At 38.8% G+C, this 19044-nt stretch carries 16 protein-coding genes and 2 tRNA genes; 9 read left to right on the top strand and 9 right to left on the bottom strand.

Going from position 1 to position 19044, the window contains the following annotated elements; all coding sequences use genetic code 11:
- Positions 1-59: 59 nt before the first annotated feature.
- Positions 60-1586: a GH3 auxin-responsive promoter family protein gene (locus EZL74_RS06375; RefSeq protein WP_131475773.1), complete on the bottom strand. Its 1527-nt coding sequence runs from the start codon at positions 1584-1586 to the stop codon at positions 60-62.
- A gap of 96 nt (positions 1587-1682) precedes the next feature.
- On the opposite strand from EZL74_RS06375, the gene EZL74_RS06380 reads away from it, so the two are divergent.
- Positions 1683-2477, top strand: a complete 795-nt coding sequence (locus EZL74_RS06380; RefSeq protein ID WP_131475899.1) for a DUF2797 domain-containing protein — start codon at positions 1683-1685, stop codon at positions 2475-2477.
- A gap of 35 nt (positions 2478-2512) precedes the next feature.
- On the opposite strand, the gene EZL74_RS06385 is transcribed toward EZL74_RS06380, so the two are convergent.
- Positions 2513-5107 (bottom strand): AsmA family protein, encoded by a 2595-nt coding sequence (locus EZL74_RS06385; RefSeq protein ID WP_131475774.1) that lies wholly within the window; start codon positions 5105-5107, stop codon positions 2513-2515.
- Positions 5108-5285: 178 nt separating this feature from the next.
- Between EZL74_RS06385 and folK the strand changes: the two genes are divergently transcribed.
- The gene (gene folK, locus EZL74_RS06390) at positions 5286-6422 is read left to right on the top strand and encodes a 2-amino-4-hydroxy-6-hydroxymethyldihydropteridine diphosphokinase (protein WP_131475775.1); all 1137 of its coding nucleotides are present in this window, start codon (positions 5286-5288) and stop codon (positions 6420-6422) included.
- On the opposite strand, the gene EZL74_RS06395 is transcribed toward folK, so the two are convergent.
- On the bottom strand, positions 6419-6949 hold the full coding sequence (locus EZL74_RS06395) for an RNA methyltransferase (protein WP_131475776.1): 531 nt from the start codon (positions 6947-6949) through the stop codon (positions 6419-6421). The genes folK and EZL74_RS06395 overlap by 4 nt on opposite strands.
- 107 nt (positions 6950-7056) lie before the next feature.
- A complete protein-coding gene (locus EZL74_RS06400; protein WP_131475777.1) occupies positions 7057-7521 on the bottom strand; it encodes a DUF1573 domain-containing protein in 465 nt (154 codons plus the stop codon).
- A gap of 192 nt (positions 7522-7713) precedes the next feature.
- Here EZL74_RS06400 and mutS point away from each other — a divergent pair, with 192 nt between their 5' ends.
- From mutS to EZL74_RS06420, 4 genes are all read left to right on the top strand, one after another.
- The gene (gene mutS / locus EZL74_RS06405) at positions 7714-10281 is read left to right on the top strand and encodes a DNA mismatch repair protein MutS (protein WP_394345859.1); all 2568 of its coding nucleotides are present in this window, start codon (positions 7714-7716) and stop codon (positions 10279-10281) included.
- A 142-nt stretch (positions 10282-10423) separates the two neighbouring features.
- Positions 10424-10496: transfer RNA gene (locus tag EZL74_RS06410), tRNA-Gly, on the top strand.
- Positions 10497-10509: 13 nt separating this feature from the next.
- Positions 10510-10595, top strand: a tRNA-Leu gene (locus tag EZL74_RS06415).
- Positions 10596-10656: 61 nt separating this feature from the next.
- Complete coding sequence (locus EZL74_RS06420; protein WP_131475779.1) at positions 10657-11004, top strand: DUF1508 domain-containing protein; 348 nt, start codon at positions 10657-10659, stop codon at positions 11002-11004.
- Positions 11005-11087: 83 nt separating this feature from the next.
- Here EZL74_RS06420 and EZL74_RS06425 read toward each other — a convergent pair whose 3' ends face one another.
- From EZL74_RS06425 to EZL74_RS06435, 3 genes are all read right to left on the bottom strand, one after another.
- Positions 11088-11318 carry a hypothetical protein gene (locus EZL74_RS06425; RefSeq protein WP_131475780.1) on the bottom strand — a complete coding sequence of 77 codons (231 nt, stop codon included), beginning with the start codon at positions 11316-11318 and terminating at the stop codon, positions 11088-11090.
- Between the two features lie 157 nt (positions 11319-11475).
- On the bottom strand, positions 11476-13623 hold the full coding sequence (locus EZL74_RS06430; RefSeq protein ID WP_131475781.1) for a S46 family peptidase: 2148 nt from the start codon (positions 13621-13623) through the stop codon (positions 11476-11478).
- A 37-nt stretch (positions 13624-13660) separates the two neighbouring features.
- Complete coding sequence (locus EZL74_RS06435) at positions 13661-14896, bottom strand: 3-deoxy-D-manno-octulosonic acid transferase (protein ID WP_131475782.1); 1236 nt, start codon at positions 14894-14896, stop codon at positions 13661-13663.
- Positions 14897-14991: 95 nt separating this feature from the next.
- On the opposite strand from EZL74_RS06435, the gene EZL74_RS06440 reads away from it, so the two are divergent.
- Genes EZL74_RS06440 through galE form a run of 3 tightly spaced genes read left to right on the top strand, consistent with a single transcriptional unit; the run spans position 14992 to position 17285 of the window.
- The gene (locus EZL74_RS06440; protein ID WP_131475783.1) at positions 14992-16122 is read left to right on the top strand and encodes a DegT/DnrJ/EryC1/StrS family aminotransferase; all 1131 of its coding nucleotides are present in this window, start codon (positions 14992-14994) and stop codon (positions 16120-16122) included.
- 1 nt (position 16123) lies between these two features.
- A complete protein-coding gene (locus EZL74_RS13095) occupies positions 16124-16264 on the top strand; it encodes a hypothetical protein (RefSeq protein WP_154669979.1) in 141 nt (46 codons plus the stop codon).
- A 7-nt stretch (positions 16265-16271) separates the two neighbouring features.
- Positions 16272-17285, top strand: coding sequence for a UDP-glucose 4-epimerase GalE (galE, locus tag EZL74_RS06445; protein ID WP_131475784.1), 1014 nt, complete (start codon positions 16272-16274; stop codon positions 17283-17285).
- A 45-nt stretch (positions 17286-17330) separates the two neighbouring features.
- Here galE and EZL74_RS06450 read toward each other — a convergent pair whose 3' ends face one another.
- Both EZL74_RS06450 and EZL74_RS06455 read right to left on the bottom strand, forming a co-directional pair.
- A complete protein-coding gene (locus EZL74_RS06450) occupies positions 17331-17588 on the bottom strand; it encodes a hypothetical protein (protein WP_131475785.1) in 258 nt (85 codons plus the stop codon).
- A gap of 13 nt (positions 17589-17601) precedes the next feature.
- Positions 17602-19041: a peptidoglycan DD-metalloendopeptidase family protein gene (locus EZL74_RS06455; protein ID WP_131475786.1), complete on the bottom strand. Its 1440-nt coding sequence runs from the start codon at positions 19039-19041 to the stop codon at positions 17602-17604.
- Positions 19042-19044 lie beyond the last annotated feature (3 nt).

Genomic DNA, 19044 nt, shown 5'->3' on the forward strand with positions numbered 1-19044 from the left:
GTGGTCCGCAAGAGGATAAGAGTCCGAGGAATAGTAGTATGATGAGGAGTTTTTTCATATTATCGGTTTACACCAATTTGCATGTTTTTCAATTGTTCCAAATAATCCCTTTGGTTGGAAAGGCGTGGTATTTTATGCTGACCGCCTAATTTGTTGTTTTCTTTGAGCCAATCGTAAAATAAATTCTCTCTCGCTACATTCACTTTTAAAGGGTTTAATGTCATGTTGTTGTAACGTTTGGCCTCGTAATCCGAATTGAGTGCCTGTAAATTTTCATCCAAAGTCTTTTGGAATAAAGTTACATCTTCCGGATGCTTTTTGAATTCAATCATCCATTCATGAGCTCCTTTTTCGCGGTTTTTCATAAAAATAGGAGCCACGGTATAGTCGGTGACTTCACAGTTTAATACCGAACAAGTTTTGGCCAAAGCCATATCTGTATTTTCCACCATCAATTCTTCGCCAAAAACATTAATGTGATGTTTGGTTCTGCCCGAAACCCGGATGCGGTAAGGGTTTAAAGAAGTAAATCGAACGGTATCGCCAATCAAATAACGCCATAGTCCCGAATTGGTCGTAATCACTACGGCATAATTTTTAAACAATTCCACATCGGCCAGTCGAACAATTTTTTGGTTGGGTGTACCAAAAGTATCCATCGGAATGAACTCGTAGAAAATTCCGTAGTCCAACATCAACAACAGATCATTGGAATAGTTTAAATCCTGTATAGCAAAAAAACCTTCCGAAGCATTGTAAATTTCGTAATATTTGAAATTATTTTGAGGCAAAATCTTTTGGTACTGTTCCCTGTAGGGTTCAAAACTCACACCGCCGTGGAAATAAACTTCTAAGTTGGGCCACAACTCGAACAGGTTTTCTTTTCCGGTTTCGGTCATGATGCGGTTCAGTAAAACAAGCATCCACGAAGGGACACCGGCAAAACTGGTTACGTTTTCGGTTTTGGTTTCGTTAATGATGGCGGTTAGCTTGGCTTCCCACTCGCTCATCAAGGATATTTTACTGCTGGGCGTACTGCTGAATTCGGCCCAAATAGGCATGTTTTCAATCAGTATGGCAGATAAATCACCGAAATAGGTATTGTTGTTTTCATAAATTTGAGAACTGCCTCCCAAGCGTAAACTTTTGCCCAAAAACATTTCGGAGTTTTCGTTGTTGTTGAGGTACATGCACAACAAATCTTTACTGCCCTTGTAATGACAATCTTCAAGGGCTTCGTTGCTTACCGGGATGAATTTACTTTTGGCATTGGTCGTGCCGCTGGATTTAGCAAACCATTTGATGGGGGTATTCCAAAAAACGTTTTGTGCCCCTTTTCGGGTCAGTTCAATCATGGGTTCCAAATCTTCATAGGAAGAAACCGGTATTCTTTCCGAAAATGTCTGATATGATTTGATGCTTTCAAAGTCGTATTTCTGTCCAATGACGGTTCCTTCGGCTGAACGAATCAAATTCATCATCAGTTCTTCCTGCACTTCATGAGGGTATTTTAAAAACAACTCAATTTGGTGTATACGTTGTTTCAAAACCCAGGAAGCGATAGAATTGATGATTGGAAACGGCATTTTGATTGTGGATTTAGGAAATACGATTTAGGATTTATAACTTTACGCTAAAATAAGAATTATTCCTAATTCCTGAATCTTAATTCCCAAATAATGATGACTTACCAAGGGGTGTTAACCAAAATGCAAACCGAATTTTCCAATCCGATTCAGTATTATTTGGTATTTGAAAATAGTTTTTTGAGTTTAAACCAGCTGTTGGACAAATCTTTAGAAATCAGTTTTCAGGGTTATCAATGCCTGAACTGCGGTAAAAAGAAAAAAATTTTCCGTCAGGGATTTTGTTATGATTGTTTAATGAGCAGTGCAGCGGCCGGCGATTGGATCATGAAACCCGAACTAAGCACCGCACACCTCGATATAGAAGACCGAGATTTGGAGTACGAAAAAAAAGTACAGTTGCAACCTCATATAGTATATCTTGCTCTTTCAAGTGAAGTAAAAGTTGGTGTAACCCGGAAAACTCAGGTGCCAACCCGTTGGATAGATCAAGGTGCCGTACAGGCTGTTCCAATCGTTGAGGTTCCTAATCGTTATTTGGCAGGAATTACCGAAGTGGCTTTAAAGAGCCATTATGCTGATAAAACCAATTGGCAAAAAATGCTTAAAAATGAAGTGCCTCAGGTTGATTTGCTCAAAGAAAAAGCAAGTCTCAAGTATTTAATACCAAAAGAAGTTCAGGAGTTTTATCATCCCGAAAAAGAGGATTTGTATAATCTCCATTATCCGGTGTTGCAGTTTCCTCGAAAAGTGAATAGTTTGAATCTGGATAAATCACCTAATTTTTCGGGCAGGCTTACGGGCGTTAAAGGTCAATATCTGATGTTTGAAGACGGGACGGTTTTCAATGTCCGTACTTTTGAAGGCTATGTCGTAAAAATAAACATCTAAATAAAAACCCTTTCTCATCAGAAAGGGTTTCTTTTTTATTTTGTTGTATTGGTCGTAGAGGTTGGTTTCGGTTTATTGAATAAACCTTTCAATAAGTCTTTGGCCTGTGTTTTTACATCCGGTTTTGTTTCGGTTTTTGTCGTGTCTTTTGGCTTGGTGTTATTGTTAATAATATTTCCCAATGCCGAAGTACCTTGCTGAATCAGCTTCTCTTTTTGTTGTTTAACCAGAGAGGTTACCAAATTGGAAGTGGCTTGTTTGAGATCGGTAGTGATTTTAGGGTTGGTGAAATTACCGGTGAGCATCGCATTTATAGGAACATTTTCTACTTTTTTGGCATCTGCCGGAGATAGTTTGGCAAGCAGAGCATTGGCTTCGGTTCCTAAATATTTAGCCGGAACATCCAATTTCATCGAATAATTCATGGTTTGGTCAAATCCGTGGGTACCTCCTAAGTTTACTTTGATGTCCTGGTATTTTAAATCTAACGGTTTCAAGTTCACTTTTCCGTCTTTAAACGTTAAGGCTGCTTTTAAGTCGTTGAGGTTTAGTTTTTTCAAATCAATAAAATTCAGCTTGTCATCCAAAGCAGACAAGAGTGTAGAATTACTCGAATTTACGGTGGTAGAAAGCAACTGACCTAATAAATCACCCGACAAACTGTTTAAATCAGGAGTCATTTCTTTGTCTTTCAAATTCCCCGAAACTTTAATTTTTGAATTTAGTTTCCCGTTGATCACTCCGGCAATAGGGGCAATTTTTTTCATCATGTCCAATTGGGTAAATGTTTGTGCTATGTCAACGCTGTTCAATCCTAAATCCATGTTGAACTTTGAGATTTTTTCTTTAGTCGAAACATCCCCATTAAAGGCAATAGAACCGCCGAAGATGTTAGTTTTTCCGTTTTCTATGGTTACTTTTTGGTCTTTAATGATGATTTTGCCCGCTACGTCTTTTAGCGTTAAATTGTCATACAAAACAGTATTAGCTTTGGCTGTCAGAGTACAATTCAGAAACGCCGGAATCTTCATTGGTTCGCTGGCTTTGGTTTCCTTTTTGGCTGTTGTTTCAGTAGTCAAGAAATCGTTTACGGCCAATTGGTTCGAATTAAGAGTGAAGTTTCCTTTCAGTTCCTGATTTTTAAATACGAAGCCATAGAAATTTTCCAAAAATCCGGTCACCGCCAAATCGCTTTTTCCGGTGGTAGCATTGAACTGTTTCAGATTGACCTTGCTTGGGTCAAATGCAACCAAGGCTTTGCTGATTTTCATGGTTTTTCCGTTTTCATCGGTGTAGTTAAAACCGGTGAGGTCAATCGTTCCGGCATTTTTAATTCGGGCATAGTCGCTTTTTTCTACCGATTGCATGTCGAATTCAGTGGTAACATCGGCCTTCAGAATTCCGGTTAAAGGTTTGTCAAGCTTCACCGGATAGGCCTTGGTCACGTTAGCTAAATTTACAGTTCCTTTTAAAACGGCGTTAACCAAAGCGTTTTCTGCGACATTCTTGATGTTGGCTTTGGCATTAAATACATCCTGATCGATTTGAAACGATAGTTGGTCTAAGTTGACATATGTATCATTCATTACACCGGTTTCGTTGATGATTTTAGTATCAATAACAATTTTTTGAACCGATTTGGGTAAGTTTGGATATTGAAATGAAGCGTTGTTGGAAGCAATTTCGATATTGAATTTGGGTACCGAAGTATCTGAAAACAATCCTTTGGCAAAACCACCTACGGTGAAATCACCGCTGGTTTTTACGTCTTTCAGGTTGCTCGAATATTTGGCAGGAATCAAGCCTAAGAAGTTTTTGAAAGAAGAGGTAGGCGTTTTAAAGGTCAAATCGTACTGTTGTCCGGCATCGACCATTTGGATGAAACCATCAAACTCCAGCGGCAATTCGTTGATTTTCGCTTTATTCTGTTTGAAGGTATACTTGCTTTTATCCAAATCAATTCCCAAAACCGCATCCAATGAAATAGCTACCTGATTCATGTAGTTTACTTTGTCCATGTCGAGTGAAACTTTGGCGGTTGATTTTGTGGCCAAATCCAATTTTGATGAAGCAAAATCGCCGGTTCCTTCATGGTTTATACTATCGATGACCATTTTGATTTTAGATTTTTCATCGTAGTATTTGAATTTAAAATTCGCTACCGAGTATTCTTTTATTTTTAGCGAAAGCGGTTTGTTTTTGCTGCTGTCTTCAGGTCCATTGTCTTTCAAAGCGATGTCAAAATTACCCACACCATCTTTGTTGAAGATGATGTTAATCAAACCGTTTTTTGACGAAATACCATCAATATTCATAGGTTCGTTGTCACCTTTAAACAATTCTTTGACTGACATTTTAAGGTTTAATTCGTCAAAAGCCACTAAAGTATCTCCTTCAAACGGTGCTTTATTGATTATCGAGAGCTTTTCAACCGTTACACTGGCATGAGGAAAGTTTTTGAATAAACTCAAATCAGCGTCTGTAAAAGCTACTTTAGCATCTACTTTTTCATTGATGGCGGTAAGAATCTTGGCTTTGATTTGATCCTTGAAGAAATAAGGAATGGCAAAGGCCGAAATCACCAATAATAATAAAACGATTCCAACTATTTTTAAGATTTTCTTTAACATGGTGTGATGGATTTAGTTACGCTTCAACATAACAAAAGTAATGTCTTTTGCCTACAAAATGTTAACTATTTAAAGAACTTTTATGATTTTGTTAAACAGTGACTGTTGAGAAATTGTTATTAACAGTCCGTCGGTTTTTGTCTTTATTCTGAAATAGTTTTAGTTAATTTGTGCTTCCATGAATAAGCAGCATCAAGTCATTTTATCATTAGGCACAAACCAAGGCAATCGTCTCGAAAACATTGAGCGATGCATTGATAGTTTGCATCGGGAAATAGGAACTGTTATTCGGGTTTCCAAGCTATATGAAACACCGTCTTGGGGTTTTGAAAGCGCTCCTTTTTACAACTGTGCTGTGATTATGAATACACACAAATCTGCCCATCAGATTTTAGAAGAAGTATTGCTCCTCGAGGAAGCTTTGGGAAGAGTTCGTGAAAATTCAGCAGGATACCAGCCCAGGATTATAGATATAGACGTGATTGCTTTTGATGAAGAAATTATAGCTTCCGAGAAATTGCAGGTTCCTCATCCTGAAATGCAAAACCGACTGTTTGTGTTACTGCCGATGCGCGATTTGAATTTGGACTGGCGCCATCCTATTCTGCAAAAATATTTACACGAACTACTCGTGCTTTCCGAAGACAAAAGCAATTGTAAAGTAGTCCAGAATCTTGAAGCACCCATTTCCAGAATCAAACTGGACCATTTTAATTATATAGCCATCGAAGGAAATATTGGGGCAGGAAAAACAACTTTAGCCAATAAATTAGCCGAAGATTTTAACGCCAAAACGGTTTTGGAACGTTTTGCAGACAATCCGTTTTTGCCGAAGTTTTATGAAGATCAGAGTCGGTACGCCTTTCCGTTAGAAATGTCTTTTTTGGCAGACAGGTACCAACAGATTTCGGATGATTTAGCTCAGTTTGATTTGTTTAAGGATTTTATTGTTGCCGATTATCATATTTTTAAATCACTGATTTTTGCCAAAGTAACTTTGGCAGAAGACGAATACCGCCTGTATAAAACGATGTTTGATATCATTTACAAAGAAATGCCAAAACCTGATTTGTATATTTATTTGTATCAAAATACCGAGCGTCTTTTGAGCAACATCAAGACAAGAGGAAGAAGTTACGAACAGGAAATTCCGGCAGAATATTTAGAGAAAATCAACAACGGGTATTTAGATTACATCAAATCGCAACAAAATTTGAATGTATTAATTATTGATGTCACCAATAGAGATTTTTTGAATAATCAGGACGATTATGTTTTTGTTTTAGAAGAAATCAAAGCTAAAATCTCAAATTAGTATTTCATTTTTTGAAACAAATCCCAAACTACAATACCTGCGCTTACTGAAATGTTTAACGAATGCTTTGTTCCCAATTGTGGGATTTCGACAGCGCCATCGCACAAGGCCACAGCTTTCTGAGAAACACCATATACCTCATTTCCGAAGACCAAAGCGTATTTCTTATCGCTGACAACTTTAAAATCCTGAAGAAAGACTGCGTTTTCAACTTGTTCAACGGCAAAAACAGCAACCTGCTCTTTTTTTAATTTTTCAATCACGCTCAGTACATCCTGTTGGTACTCCCAGGCCACAGTTTCGGTGGCGCCTAGTGCGGTTTTGTGAATTTCTTTATTGGGTGGTACAGCTGTGATGCCGCAGAGGTAAATTTTTTCGATTAAAAAAGCATCAGCTGTTCTGAAAACCGAACCGATGTTGTGTAAACTCCGAATATCATCCAACACGATGATTAACGGCGTTTTTGGGGCTTCCTTGAAATCGGCTACTGATTTTCTTTCGAGTTCTTTATTTTCCAGCTTGCGCATAACAGGTTTTATTTTGTTCAATTCCATTGATGAGATTCGGGAGCAAATATATTCAAAAAAAAAGTCCCGAATAATCGGGACCTTTTAGAATTTATAACTAAGTCTAATTAGCTTTTAGTTGGAGCATTTCCGTCAGCAGGAGCATCCGGTAAAACATTTCCTTTAATGGTAAGAACTTTAGTTTCTTGACCGGCTGCGTTAGATTTTACAGTAACGGTTTTAGTAAATTGACCAACTCTGTCTGTTGCATATTTAACACCAATCACTCCTTTTTCTCCTGGTAAAATTGGTTTTTCCGGTTTTGAAGGAACAGTACAACCACATGAACCTTGAGTGCTTTCAATTACTAAAGGTTTGTTTCCATTGTTGGTGAAAACAAATTCTCTTTTTCCGTCAGCGTTGTGAGGAATGGTTCCGTAATCGATAGTTTCATTTTCAAAAACCATTCCGGCTCCTTCTACTTTTGGAGTTTCTACTTTTGCAGCTTCTTTTTTAACTGCTTTTTTAGCTTGAGCGTTTGAAGCTGTAACACCGAAAACAGTAATGGCAGCTAGTAAAATTATTTTTTTCATTTTTAAAAGTTTTTAAGTTTCTGAGACAAATCTATCTAAAAATTAAAAACGTGCTATTTTTTTTATCTTAATATTAAATTAATTTTTTTTCAGTAACCTATTCAACTTAAAATATTTTAAATTCGCTTTCTCATAAATAAAATACGAAATCCATTGTCAGTCAAAGAAAACAAAGCCAAGGAAACCCCTTTAATGAAACAATACAACGAGATAAAAAGAAAATATCCCGATGCGTGTTTGTTGTTCAGGGTAGGGGATTTTTATGAAACTTTTGGAGAAGATGCCATCAGAGCTTCAAAGATTTTGGGAATTGTTTTGACTAAGCGGGGTGCAGGTACAGAAACCGAAACTGCTTTGGCCGGTTTTCCGCATCATTCTTTGAATACGTATCTGCCTAAGTTGGTAAAGGCCGGATTGCGCGTAGCCATCTGTGACCAGTTGGAAGATCCCAAAATGACCAAGACCATTGTTAAACGTGGAGTGACCGAATTAGTGACGCCCGGTGTATCTATGAACGATGAGGTTTTGCAGGCTAAATCCAATAACTTTTTGGCTTCGATTTATTTTGGTAAAAAAAATCTGGGTGTGGCTTTTTTGGATGTTTCAACCGGAGAATTTTTAACGGCACAAGGAAACGAAGAATACATTGATAAGCTGTTGCAAAACTTCAGTCCCAGCGAGATTTTGATTCAAAAAAATAACAAAGTCCAATTTAAAGAAGCTTTTGGCGAAGACTTTAATGTGTTTTATTTGGAAGATTGGGTGTATAAAGAGGATTATGCGCAGGAAACCCTTATGAATCATTTTCAAACCAATTCGTTAAAAGGTTTTGGTGTTGAAGAGTTGACAGATGGTGTGATTGCCTCGGGAGCCATTCTTTATTATTTATCAGAAACACAGCATAACAAATTACAGCACATCACCAACATCAATCGTATAGCCGAAGATGCCTATGTTTGGATGGATCGTTTTACCATTCGCAACCTCGAGTTGTATCACAGTACTTCACAAAATGCAGTAACCCTTCTGGATGTTATCGATCGAACGCTGTCGCCTATGGGCTCAAGATTGTTGAAACGTTGGCTGGCTTTGCCTTTGAAAGATATAAATAAAATAAGAGGCCGTCATGAAGTGGTTGCATATTTGAAAGACAACCAGGAAATTCTTCAAAAGATACAATATCAAATCAAACAAATATCTGATTTGGAACGTTTGATATCCAAAGTGGCTACCGGGAAAATTTCGCCTCGTGAAGTCATTTATTTAAAAGAATCACTGGATGCCATAATTCCGATTAAGAGTATTGCTTTGGAAAGTAAACAAGAAGCAGTCCGAGTTATCGGAGATAATTTGCATGCTTGTGATTTGCTTCGTGAGAAAATACAAACTACTCTCAATCAAGATGCTCCGGTAGCCATTGCTAAAGGAAACGCAATTGCAATGGGGGTTCATGCAGAATTAGATGAACTGCGCAGCATTGCTTTTTCAGGAAAAGAATATTTAGAAGGTATTGAAGCCCGCGAATCGGAGCGTACCGGAATTACTTCTCTCAAAATCTCCTTTAATAACGTATTCGGATATTATATTGAAGTTCGAAATACGCACAAAGATAAAGTGCCTTCCGAATGGATTCGCAAGCAAACCTTGGTCAATGCGGAGCGTTACATTACTGAGGAACTGAAAGAATACGAGACCAAAATCCTCGGAGCCGAAGAAAAAATACACCAAATCGAAAGTCATTTGTTTGAACAACTGGTGGTTTGGATTGGGACCTACATCAAACAAGTGCAGTTGAATGCAAATTTGGTGGCTCAGCTTGATTGTCTTACGTCTTTTGCACAATTGGCCATAGAGAACAATTACGTTTGTCCTATTCTGGATGACACATTTGAACTGGAAATTACCAATGGTCGTCATCCTGTGATTGAAAAACAGTTGCCGGTCGGAGTTCCTTATGTAGCCAATGATGTTTTTTTAGATAGAGATATTCAACAGTTAATCATGATTACCGGACCAAACATGTCGGGTAAGTCGGCTATATTGCGTCAAACAGCTTTGATTGTGTTGTTGGCTCAAATGGGAAGTTTTGTCCCGGCCGAGAAAGTAAGAATGGGTGTGGTAGATAAAATATTTACAAGAGTAGGAGCCAGTGATAATATTTCTATGGGCGAATCAACATTCATGGTTGAAATGAATGAAACAGCATCTATTCTTAACAATATTTCAGACAGAAGTTTAGTGCTTTTAGATGAAATCGGACGCGGAACCAGTACGTATGACGGAATTTCCATTGCATGGGCAATCGCGGAATTTTTGCATGAAAATCCGGCACGGCCAAAAACACTGTTTGCAACTCATTATCATGAACTCAATGAAATGAGTGAGTTGTTGCCTAGAATTCAGAATTATAATGTTTCGGTAAAAGAACTTAAGGATACGGTTTTGTTTATCAGAAAGCTGGTTAAAGGAGGGAGCGCCCACAGCTTCGGAATACACGTAGCCAAGATGGCCGGCATGCCTCAAATGGTGATTCAGAAAGCCCAGAAACTTTTGAAGAAGTTAGAAAAGAATCATTCCAGTGATGCGCTCAACACCATCAAATCGGCCAAAGATGAAATGCAACTCAATATTTTCAGCATGGATGATCCTTTGTTGGAAGAAATCAGGGAAGATATATTGAATTTAGACATCAATACGTTGACGCCGGTTGAAGCGTTGATGAAGTTGAATGAGCTGAAAAGAATGCTGACCAAAAAATAATGTGCATCGCTTGATTTTGCTAATCAGGGAATTAGATTTTCAAAAAGTTTTTTTCAAAAAAAGGTTTGTATAATTCAATTTAAGTATTACATTTGCATCCGCAATACGGCACAAGTGTTGCGGTTCTTATACAATTTGAAATGCGAAAATAGCTCAGTTGGTAGAGCGCAACCTTGCCAAGGTTGAGGTCGCGGGTTCGAGCCCCGTTTTTCGCTCAATAACGATTACGCTCGGATGGTGAAATTGGTAGACACGCTGGACTTAAAATCCAGTGAACAGCAATGTTCGTGCGGGTTCAAGTCCCGCTCTGAGTACAAAGCCTCAAACTTTAATGTTTGAGGCTTTTTTGTTTTAATCTCTTTTGTAAAGAAACTTATGGGGACTTTTGTTATAAGCCGAAAAAAAAATGACGAATACAAGTTTGAGTTTGTTTCCCGAAGGGGGAAGACTATTTTGATTAGCGCCGGTTATGAATTGCGGTTTGAATGTGAAGAGGAAATAGAAGTGATAAAAGCTGCTTTAAATACTTGCAGTTATCTGCGTTTTAAAACCAGTAAAGGAAAATGCTTCTTTAAGTTAATGCTGAATGAAAAGGTAGTGGCAACCAGTAGAAAATATGCTACTGAATTGATGATGCAGAAAGGTATTCAGGAGATTAGTAAGTATGCGTCCAAGGCAGAAGTACTTGATTTTTCGGGAGGTGATTTTGTTTTTCCTGATTAATACAGCTCTGCGAAAGTTGATATAATAAAGAAAGCCACGCATTGCGTGGCTTTAATTCTTTAAAGATAACTAGTGTGTACTAATTATTTTTTTGCAGGTGCAGCTGGAGCAGCTTCAGCTGGAGCAGCTTCTGCTTTAGCAGCAGTTGTGTCAGCAGCAGGAGCAGCAGTTGTATCAGCAGCAGGAGCAGCAGCAGTGTCAACAGCCTCAACAGCAGTTGAATCAGTAGCAGCTTCAGCATTAGCATCAGCTTGTTTACAAGATACTACAGTTAATGCAGCAACAACAGCTAAACTTAAAAATACTTTTTTCATCTTACTTAATTATAAAAGGTTAATTATTAATTCGAGGCAAAGATATAAATTTTTTTATTCGGAAAAACTTTTATTTAACTTTTTTTAAAAATCTCTATTTTTGCTTCCGTTTCTATTTAACAACAATCGTGCCAAAGTTTAAAATAAAGTTAAAAAATTATTTTTTCTTTTCGGCGGTGATGATTTTCATCTCTTTAATCAGGTTTTGAGCACCGGCAAATTTATCTACGATAAACAGTACATAACGCAGGTCAACCATAATATTTCTGCATATTTCGGGCGAATAATAGATGTCGCTCATGGTACCTTCCCAAACACGGTCAAAATTCAATCCGATTAAATTACCGTTGGCATCCAAGGCCGGACTACCCGAGTTGCCTCCCGTAGTATGATTGGTGGCAATAAAAGCTAGCGGCATTTTCCCATTAGAGCCATACATGCCATAATCTTTGGTATTATACAGATCAATTAGTTTTTTCGGAACGTCAAATTCATAATCGCCCGGAATGTATTTTTCCATCACCCCATCCAAATAAGTAAACGGTTCGTAAATCACGCCGTCATTGGGTTTGTAGCCTTTTACTTTTCCGTACGTTACGCGCAAGGTGCTGTTAGCATCCGGGAATATGCGCGCGGATTTCGGACTCAATTCCAAAATGGCTTTCATGTAAGTGCGTTGGGTAGCGATGTTTTTTAAATTGATTTCATCGTATCTAGGGGCTACATTTTTTAAGTAACCATCTGCCATGGCTTTGATTACTTTGAATCCATTGTCTTTGTTAATGTTTTCCAACACGGTTTTAGAGTCGCCGGTCAATAGTACTTTTATTTTGTCGTAAGTAACCAATTGTGATTTGGTGAAAACATCGTTTGCCAGTACTTCAGGATTGACATTCTCAAAGAAACTTGGCAAAAATGGCTTCGGATATCTTTTAACATAAATACCGATCAGCTGCTCGAATACTTTTTGATCTACTGCCGGGTTGAAATCTTTGTAGAAATCGCCCAAACCGTTGATTAAAGTGTTTCTGCGGTCGTTAAAAGATTGTTCGCCTTTGTTATTGTAAATCTGCTCCAACTGATACAATTTGTATCCCAACGTCAGAATTTCGGTGTTTCGCAAAGCGATTTCAGTAAATAAATCTCTGGCTAAGGCATAGTCCTTAATATCATTGTAATTTTTTTCAAAATCACTCAATAAGCTGCCGTATTCAGACTGTTTTCCGGCTTTGTTGACTTTTTCAAGAAAATCTTTTTCAAATTTTTGTTTGACCCCAATGGCATTCGACTTTTTCAAGCCTTTGGTTTCGCCTATCCATTTCTTCCAATAATTGGCTACACCGGCATATTTTGAGGCGTACTGAATTTTAATCGCATTGTCTTTGCGCATAAAGCCATCCTGTACTTTCAAAGCGGCATCGCGCACTTCAATCTTTGCCGGATTGAGGGTGTTTACAATTTGATCAACTGCATACGAAGGCAAATATTCCTGTGTTCTTCCGGGATAGCCCATTACCATCGTGAAGTCGTTTTCTTTTACGCCTTTGATAGAAATAGGGAAAAAGTATTTCGGTTTGTACGGAACGTTGTCAGCCGAGTATTCTGCCGGTCGGTTGTTTTTGTCGGCATAAATTCTGAACATAGAAAAGTCTCCTGTATGGCGCGGCCAAACCCAGTTATCAGTATCAGAGCCAAATTTTCCTATCGAACTTGGCGGCGCCCCAACCAATCGAATGTCTTTATAGGTTTCGGTCACGAAAAGAAGGTATTGGTTTCCGTCGTAAAAGGTACGGATGCTGTTTTCCTGCCAAGCTTCTTTGGGTAAGGTTTTGGTCAGATTGCTGATGTTTTCCTGAATTTTCTTTTGCTTGTCCACTTCGGCAGAAATGGCGGCAACTCCTTCCATCACTTTAGTGGTCACGTCTTCAATGCGAATGACGAAAGTCACGACCATTCCTTTGTTGGGCAGTTCATCTTCCATTTTGTAGGCCCAAAAGCCATTGGTTAAATAATCGTGGTCAACCGAAGAATGGTTTTGAATGGCATCAAACCCGCAATGGTGGTTGGTTAAAATCAACCCTTTATCCGAAATCACTTCGGCAGTGCAGCCACCGTCAAATTGGGGTACGGCATCTTTTAAACTCGATTTGTTGATGGAATAAATCTGTTCTGCTGTGATTTTCATGCCCAGATTTTTCATTTCGTTTTCGTTCATTCCTTTCAAAAGCGAAGGAATCCACATGCCGCCTTGTTGGGCATTTACCTGAACAAAAACAAATAAAAGAAGAAGTCTTAAAAATTTCATGTCAATTTAGTTTTGAAGTATGTGTTTGTTAAATGTTTTATTTGTTACAAAGATGTTTCATAATCACTTCGGTGGCGCCTTTATTCATTTGCACGAAAGTGGCGCAAATATGCCCTTTTTCGTGACGAATGTCGGTATTGGCAATCAAAAGATTGAAGGCATCGTTGAGTTGCTCTTGATTGTTTACAGAAATACAGCCTTCCAAATTGACCAGTGCAGTGGCTTCGGCAAAATGCGAATAATTGGGACCCAGCACAATCGGAATGCCAAAGGTTGCCGGTTCTAAGAGATTGTGTACGCCGGGATTTCCAAAACCACCGCCTACATAAGCAATGTCGGCATAACGGTAGATTTTGGTCAAAAGACCAATCGTATCAATGATAAAAACCTGAAAATCGGCCGGATTGTGGTTTTCTTTTTCCGAAAATAAAAGTGTCTTTCTTGAAATGGCCTTTTTCAATTCCTGAATTTGGTCGGCTTTGATGTTGTGCGGCGCAATGATGAATTTGACGCTTTCGGGCGCTTGGTTGATGAAGTGGATTAGCAAAGCTTCATCTTTTGGCCACGAACTTCCAATGACAATAGTGATTTTTCCGTCTTTAAAATGTGCTATAAAATCAAGAGAGTTATCGCGATCCAAAATCGAAACCACGCGATCAAAACGCGTATCGCCGGAGATTTTTACGTTTTGATACCCCAAAGATTGCAGCAGCTTTTTAGAACTTTCATTTTGCACAAAAAAGTAATCAAACGTTTGCAAAGCCTTTCTGTAGAAACCGCCATACCACTTGAAAAAAGCCTGATTTTCTCTGAAAATCCCCGATATCAAATAGGTCGTAATGCCTGCTTTTTTCAATGCGTTCAAATAATTGGGCCAATATTCGTATTTGATAAAAAAGACCAAATCGGGATGTGCCAATTTTAAAAATTCACGGGCATTGCTTTGGGTGTCCAAAGGCAGATAAACGGTCACATCGGCGATGGTATTATTTTTTCGGACTTCATATCCAGATGGCGAAAAGAACGTCAGTATAATTTTGTGATTCGGGAATTTCTGTTTGATTTTTTCCATCACCGGCAGTCCTTGTTCGAATTCGCCGAGCGAAGCCGCATGAAACCAAATGGTCTTGTCCTGCGGATTGATTTTCTCTGCCAAAGTTTGAAAGACAGTGGTTCTGCCATCCACAAACAGTTTTATTTTGGGACTGAAAACCGCCAATAATTTAACGACTTGTGCGGCCAAAACCAGTAATAGATTGTATAGAAAAAGCATCTCCTAATTTTTGTTGCGCTAAAATACGTTTCTTTTGCGGAATAGGATATTCTACTTCAGAATTTGTTACTTTTGCTACGCTTAATTTTTACAACATGAGAAAGATTCAAATGGTTGACTTAAAAAGTCAATACGATAAAATAAAAGACACGGTTAACGCCTCTATTCAGGAAGTTTTAGATACCACCACTTATATCAACGGCCCTTTGGTGCATGAGTTTCAAAAGAATTTGGAGCAGTACCTCGACGTGAAACACGTGATTCCGTGTGCTAACGGAACCGACGCGCTTCAAATTGCCATGATGGCTTTGGATTTAAAACCGGGCGATGAGGTAATAACAGCCGATTTTACTTTTGCGGCCACCGTAGAAGTAATTGCACTGTTGCAACTGACGCCGGTTTTGGTCGATGTGGATATGGTCAATATGAACATTTCAATTGAGGCCATAAAAAAAGCCATTACGCCCAAAACCAAAGCTATTGTTCCGGTACATTTGTTCGGAAGAGCGGCCAATATGGAAGCCATCATGGCGATTGCCAAAGAACACAATTTATACGTAATCGAAGACAATGCACAGGCTATCGGTGCGAATTGCAAATTCTCTGACGGCACCAAGAAGAAAGCCGGAACGATAGGACATGTGGCTTCAACGTCCTTTTTCCCTTCTAAAAACTTGGGCTGTTATGGTGATGGTGGCGCTATTTTTACCAATGACGACGATTTGGCACACAAAATTCGAGGTATTGTTAATCATGGGATGTATGTACGATACCACCACGATGTGGTTGGTGTAAACTCGCGTTTAGACAGTATACAGGCCGGGGTGTTGAATGCCAAATTACCGTTCTTGGATGCTTACGGAAAAGCACGTCAGGACGCGGCGCGTAAATATTCGGCGGCGTTTGAAGGCCATAAAAACATCATTGCACCAACCATTTGTGACAACTGCGATTGCCACGTGTTTCACCAATACACTTTACGTATTATCGATGCCGATCGAAACGGACTGATGGAACATTTATTGGCCAAAGGAATTCCGTGTGCTATTTATTACCCGATTCCGTTGCACAGTCAAAAAGCGTATGCGGACAGTCGTTACAAAGAAGAAGACTTTCCGGTGACCAACCAGTTGGTGAAAGAAGTGATTTCGTTGCCCATGCACACCGAATTGGATGACGAACAAATCCAATTTATTACAGACAGCGTTTTGGAGTTTTTGAAATAAAATGGAAAAGGACAATAAAAAAATAGGGGTTCAGGTTCTGATTTTTGTTGTGGTTTTTGCCATCGCGTTTCTGGGAACAAAATATGTGATGTCGCAGTTAAAATCAAATAAAACCAAAGAAATAAAAGAATCAACAAAATAACCGATTAATGAAAGTAGTAGTTACCGGAGGTCTTGGGTTCATAGGGTCACACACCGTAGTTGAATTACAAAATCAAGGATTCGAAGTTATCGCCATTGACAATCTTTCCAATGCCGAAGAAAAGGTGTTACTGGGCATTGAAAAAATTACCGGTAAACAACCGCATTTTGAAAAGCTCGACTTGCGCGAGAAATCGGCTGTTCAGCATTTTTTCAAAAAGCACACGGATATTGTAGGGGTTATTCATTTTGCCGCATCCAAAGCGGTCGGGGAGAGTGTGGAAAATCCCTTACTTTATTACGAAAACAACATCAACGCTTTGGTGTATGTCTTACAGGAATTAATCCAATTGCCACGGGCCAACTTTATTTTCAGTTCGTCGTGTACGGTGTACGGGCAAGCCGAAAAAATGCCAATCACCGAAGATGCTCCGGTGCAACTAGCCATTTCGCCTTATGGCAATACCAAACAAATCGGCGAAGAAATTATTCAGGACACGGCCAAAGTTACCCCGTTGCGTTCCATTTTGTTGCGGTATTTCAATCCCATTGGCGCCCATCCTACCGCTGAAATAGGGGAGTTGCCTATAGGGGTTCCTCAAAATTTAGTACCATTCATTACCCAAACGGCTATTGGCTTGCGCGAAAAATTATCCGTTTTCGGAAACGATTATCCGACGCCGGACGGAACTTGTATACGCGATTATATTCACGTAGTGGATTTAGCCAAAGCCCATGTGGTGGCGTTACAGCGTTTACTCAACAAACAAAATCAGGAAAAAGTCGAAACCTTTAATCTCGGTACCGGAAAAGGAAGTTCGGTCTTGGAAGTGATTCAGGCTTTCGAGAACGTCTCGGGTCAAAAACTCAACTATCAAATCGTAGCCCGTCGCGAAGGTGATATTACCGAAGCGTATGCCAATACCGATAAGGCCAACACCATATTGGGCTGGAAAGCGGAAACCTCCCTCGAAGAGGCCCTGGCCTCCGCTTGGAAATGGGAACAAAAAATCAGAAGTTAAGTTTTAATACTTCATAAAAAAGTCCTCTGTAAAAGAGGACTTTTTTTATTTCTTTACTGATTCTTGTATTTTTTTGGCACCTTCTTCTACTTTTTCAGCCCCTTTGGCTACCACATCTTTTACTTTGTCTTTTACTTTGGCTTTGGCAGTGTCAATTGCTGATTCTGCTTTTTCGGTCACGGTGTCGATTTTTTGTTCTACCTCAGTGCCAATGGCATCCTTAGCATCTTCAATTTTTTCTTTGGTTTTATCCTGACAGGAAATCATAGCCACAAAGGCCAGCGCTAAAATTATTTTTTTCATGAAATTGTTGATTTTAATTTTTGATAATCTTTTTAACGATTTGTGAATTTGAATCATTCAAAGTTAAAAAATAAATGCCTTTGGATAAAGAGGATATCAAAAAAGACTTTTCCCACTTATGATTGTTAATGGTAATTTTATCTGTTTCGATAATTTGCCCCGTTATGTTACTAAGGCAGTAAGTATAGGTTTTGCTTTCCAAACTATATACCGAAAGGGAGAATTCATCGCTGGTCGGATTGGGAAAGATGTTGAATGAGTCAGCTGTAGTAACATCATTTATTCCAAGGGAGTGAGTAATCGTAAAACTTTTAGAGCAAGTTTGTCCGTTATAGGTGGCATCAAAAATATAATTGCCATCAGTGGTTGGTAACAGTTTAGAAAATCCCCAATAACTTATTTTGTTTAACGTAGGAACTGTATAAGTCCAAGAACTGAAAGCAGTTCCATTAGGATTTAAAATACGCATTGTCAACAGCGAATTAGCTGGAATCTCTCTTAAAAAAACATAAAACTTAGCATAACCTGCCGGTAAACCATCTCCTTGAAAAGGAATCACATATACATCACTTTCGTTAGGGGTTTCAGTTGTTGGACAACCCGGCATAATGTTGTCTGTGGTATTTACGGACACTTTCATAATTGCCGGATCCGTGTGTGGTTTTTGTGAAGCCCACCATGAATTCACATTCAAAAGATTACAACTTCCCGAGTAAGGATCTTTGTAGGTTGTATTGGTATTGCCCGACCAAATTTCAAAATGCAAATGGGGCCCAGAGGCACTGCCCGAACTCCCTACTATACCCAAGTATTCTCCGGCGGCTACAGTTTGTCCTACATTTTTTGTGGTCACCGAGTTTTTTTTCATGTGCCAATACAGTGCGTAAGTGCCATCGGCATGTTGAATGATAATCGAATTGGCCGTTAATGTATTGCTTGAGCAATTTCGATCAAAATTTCCATCGGCTTTCTGGATTATAGTTCCGGCTGCTGCTGCAACTACTTCAATTTGATTGTTATCCATTTTATAAAAACTGTAAGGCCATATAGCTATATCGGTTCCGTGATGACCATCGTATGTATTGGTTCCGCAGTCATAATCCTGTATTGCTGTTGTAGCGGTGTTTTGGTCAACATAAGCACCAATAAAATGGTAGGAACACTGAGTAAATCCTGATGCTGTTTGTAAAGGCCAATTCAGGGATGTTGTTAATGAATTTCGGTTGACTCTGTCTTCAAGGTGTAATTTTCTCAGGTTTTCACCCACTTCTTTATTTAAAACCTCATATTCCTCAATACTGATACAAGGGTGTTGCGCATCATTTTTAGGGAAAGGATAATTGCCACCGTCAACTTGAAAATCTTTTTTGTTAGTTTGGGAATAGAGTGAGATTGATGCCAAAAACAAAAAAATAATGCCTATTGTTTTTAATATTTTGGAAATATTTTTCATAGG

This window comes from Flavobacterium silvisoli, assembly GCF_004329815.1.
GTDB lineage: Bacteria > Bacteroidota > Bacteroidia > Flavobacteriales > Flavobacteriaceae > Flavobacterium > Flavobacterium silvisoli.

Coding starts and splice junctions, on each gene's coding strand:
- EZL74_RS06435 (WP_131475782.1), bottom strand. CDS start 14,896: ATGCTTTTTCTATACAATCTATTACTGGTTTTGGCCGCACAAGTCGTT.
- EZL74_RS06380 (WP_131475899.1), top strand. CDS start 1,683: ATGACTTACCAAGGGGTGTTAACCAAAATGCAAACCGAATTTTCCAAT.
- EZL74_RS06440 (WP_131475783.1), top strand. CDS start 14,992: ATGAGAAAGATTCAAATGGTTGACTTAAAAAGTCAATACGATAAAATA.
- EZL74_RS06420 (WP_131475779.1), top strand. CDS start 10,657: ATGGGGACTTTTGTTATAAGCCGAAAAAAAAATGACGAATACAAGTTT.
- EZL74_RS06385 (WP_131475774.1), bottom strand. CDS start 5,107: ATGTTAAAGAAAATCTTAAAAATAGTTGGAATCGTTTTATTATTATTG.
- EZL74_RS06375 (WP_131475773.1), bottom strand. CDS start 1,586: ATGCCGTTTCCAATCATCAATTCTATCGCTTCCTGGGTTTTGAAACAA.
- EZL74_RS06455 (WP_131475786.1), bottom strand. CDS start 19,041: ATGAAAAATATTTCCAAAATATTAAAAACAATAGGCATTATTTTTTTG.
- EZL74_RS13095 (WP_154669979.1), top strand. CDS start 16,124: ATGGAAAAGGACAATAAAAAAATAGGGGTTCAGGTTCTGATTTTTGTT.
- EZL74_RS06450 (WP_131475785.1), bottom strand. CDS start 17,588: ATGAAAAAAATAATTTTAGCGCTGGCCTTTGTGGCTATGATTTCCTGT.
- EZL74_RS06430 (WP_131475781.1), bottom strand. CDS start 13,623: ATGAAATTTTTAAGACTTCTTCTTTTATTTGTTTTTGTTCAGGTAAAT.
- galE (WP_131475784.1), top strand. CDS start 16,272: ATGAAAGTAGTAGTTACCGGAGGTCTTGGGTTCATAGGGTCACACACC.
- EZL74_RS06425 (WP_131475780.1), bottom strand. CDS start 11,318: ATGAAAAAAGTATTTTTAAGTTTAGCTGTTGTTGCTGCATTAACTGTA.
- EZL74_RS06400 (WP_131475777.1), bottom strand. CDS start 7,521: ATGAAAAAAATAATTTTACTAGCTGCCATTACTGTTTTCGGTGTTACA.
- folK (WP_131475775.1), top strand. CDS start 5,286: ATGAATAAGCAGCATCAAGTCATTTTATCATTAGGCACAAACCAAGGC.
- mutS (WP_394345859.1), top strand. CDS start 7,714: ATGAAACAATACAACGAGATAAAAAGAAAATATCCCGATGCGTGTTTG.
- EZL74_RS06395 (WP_131475776.1), bottom strand. CDS start 6,949: ATGCGCAAGCTGGAAAATAAAGAACTCGAAAGAAAATCAGTAGCCGAT.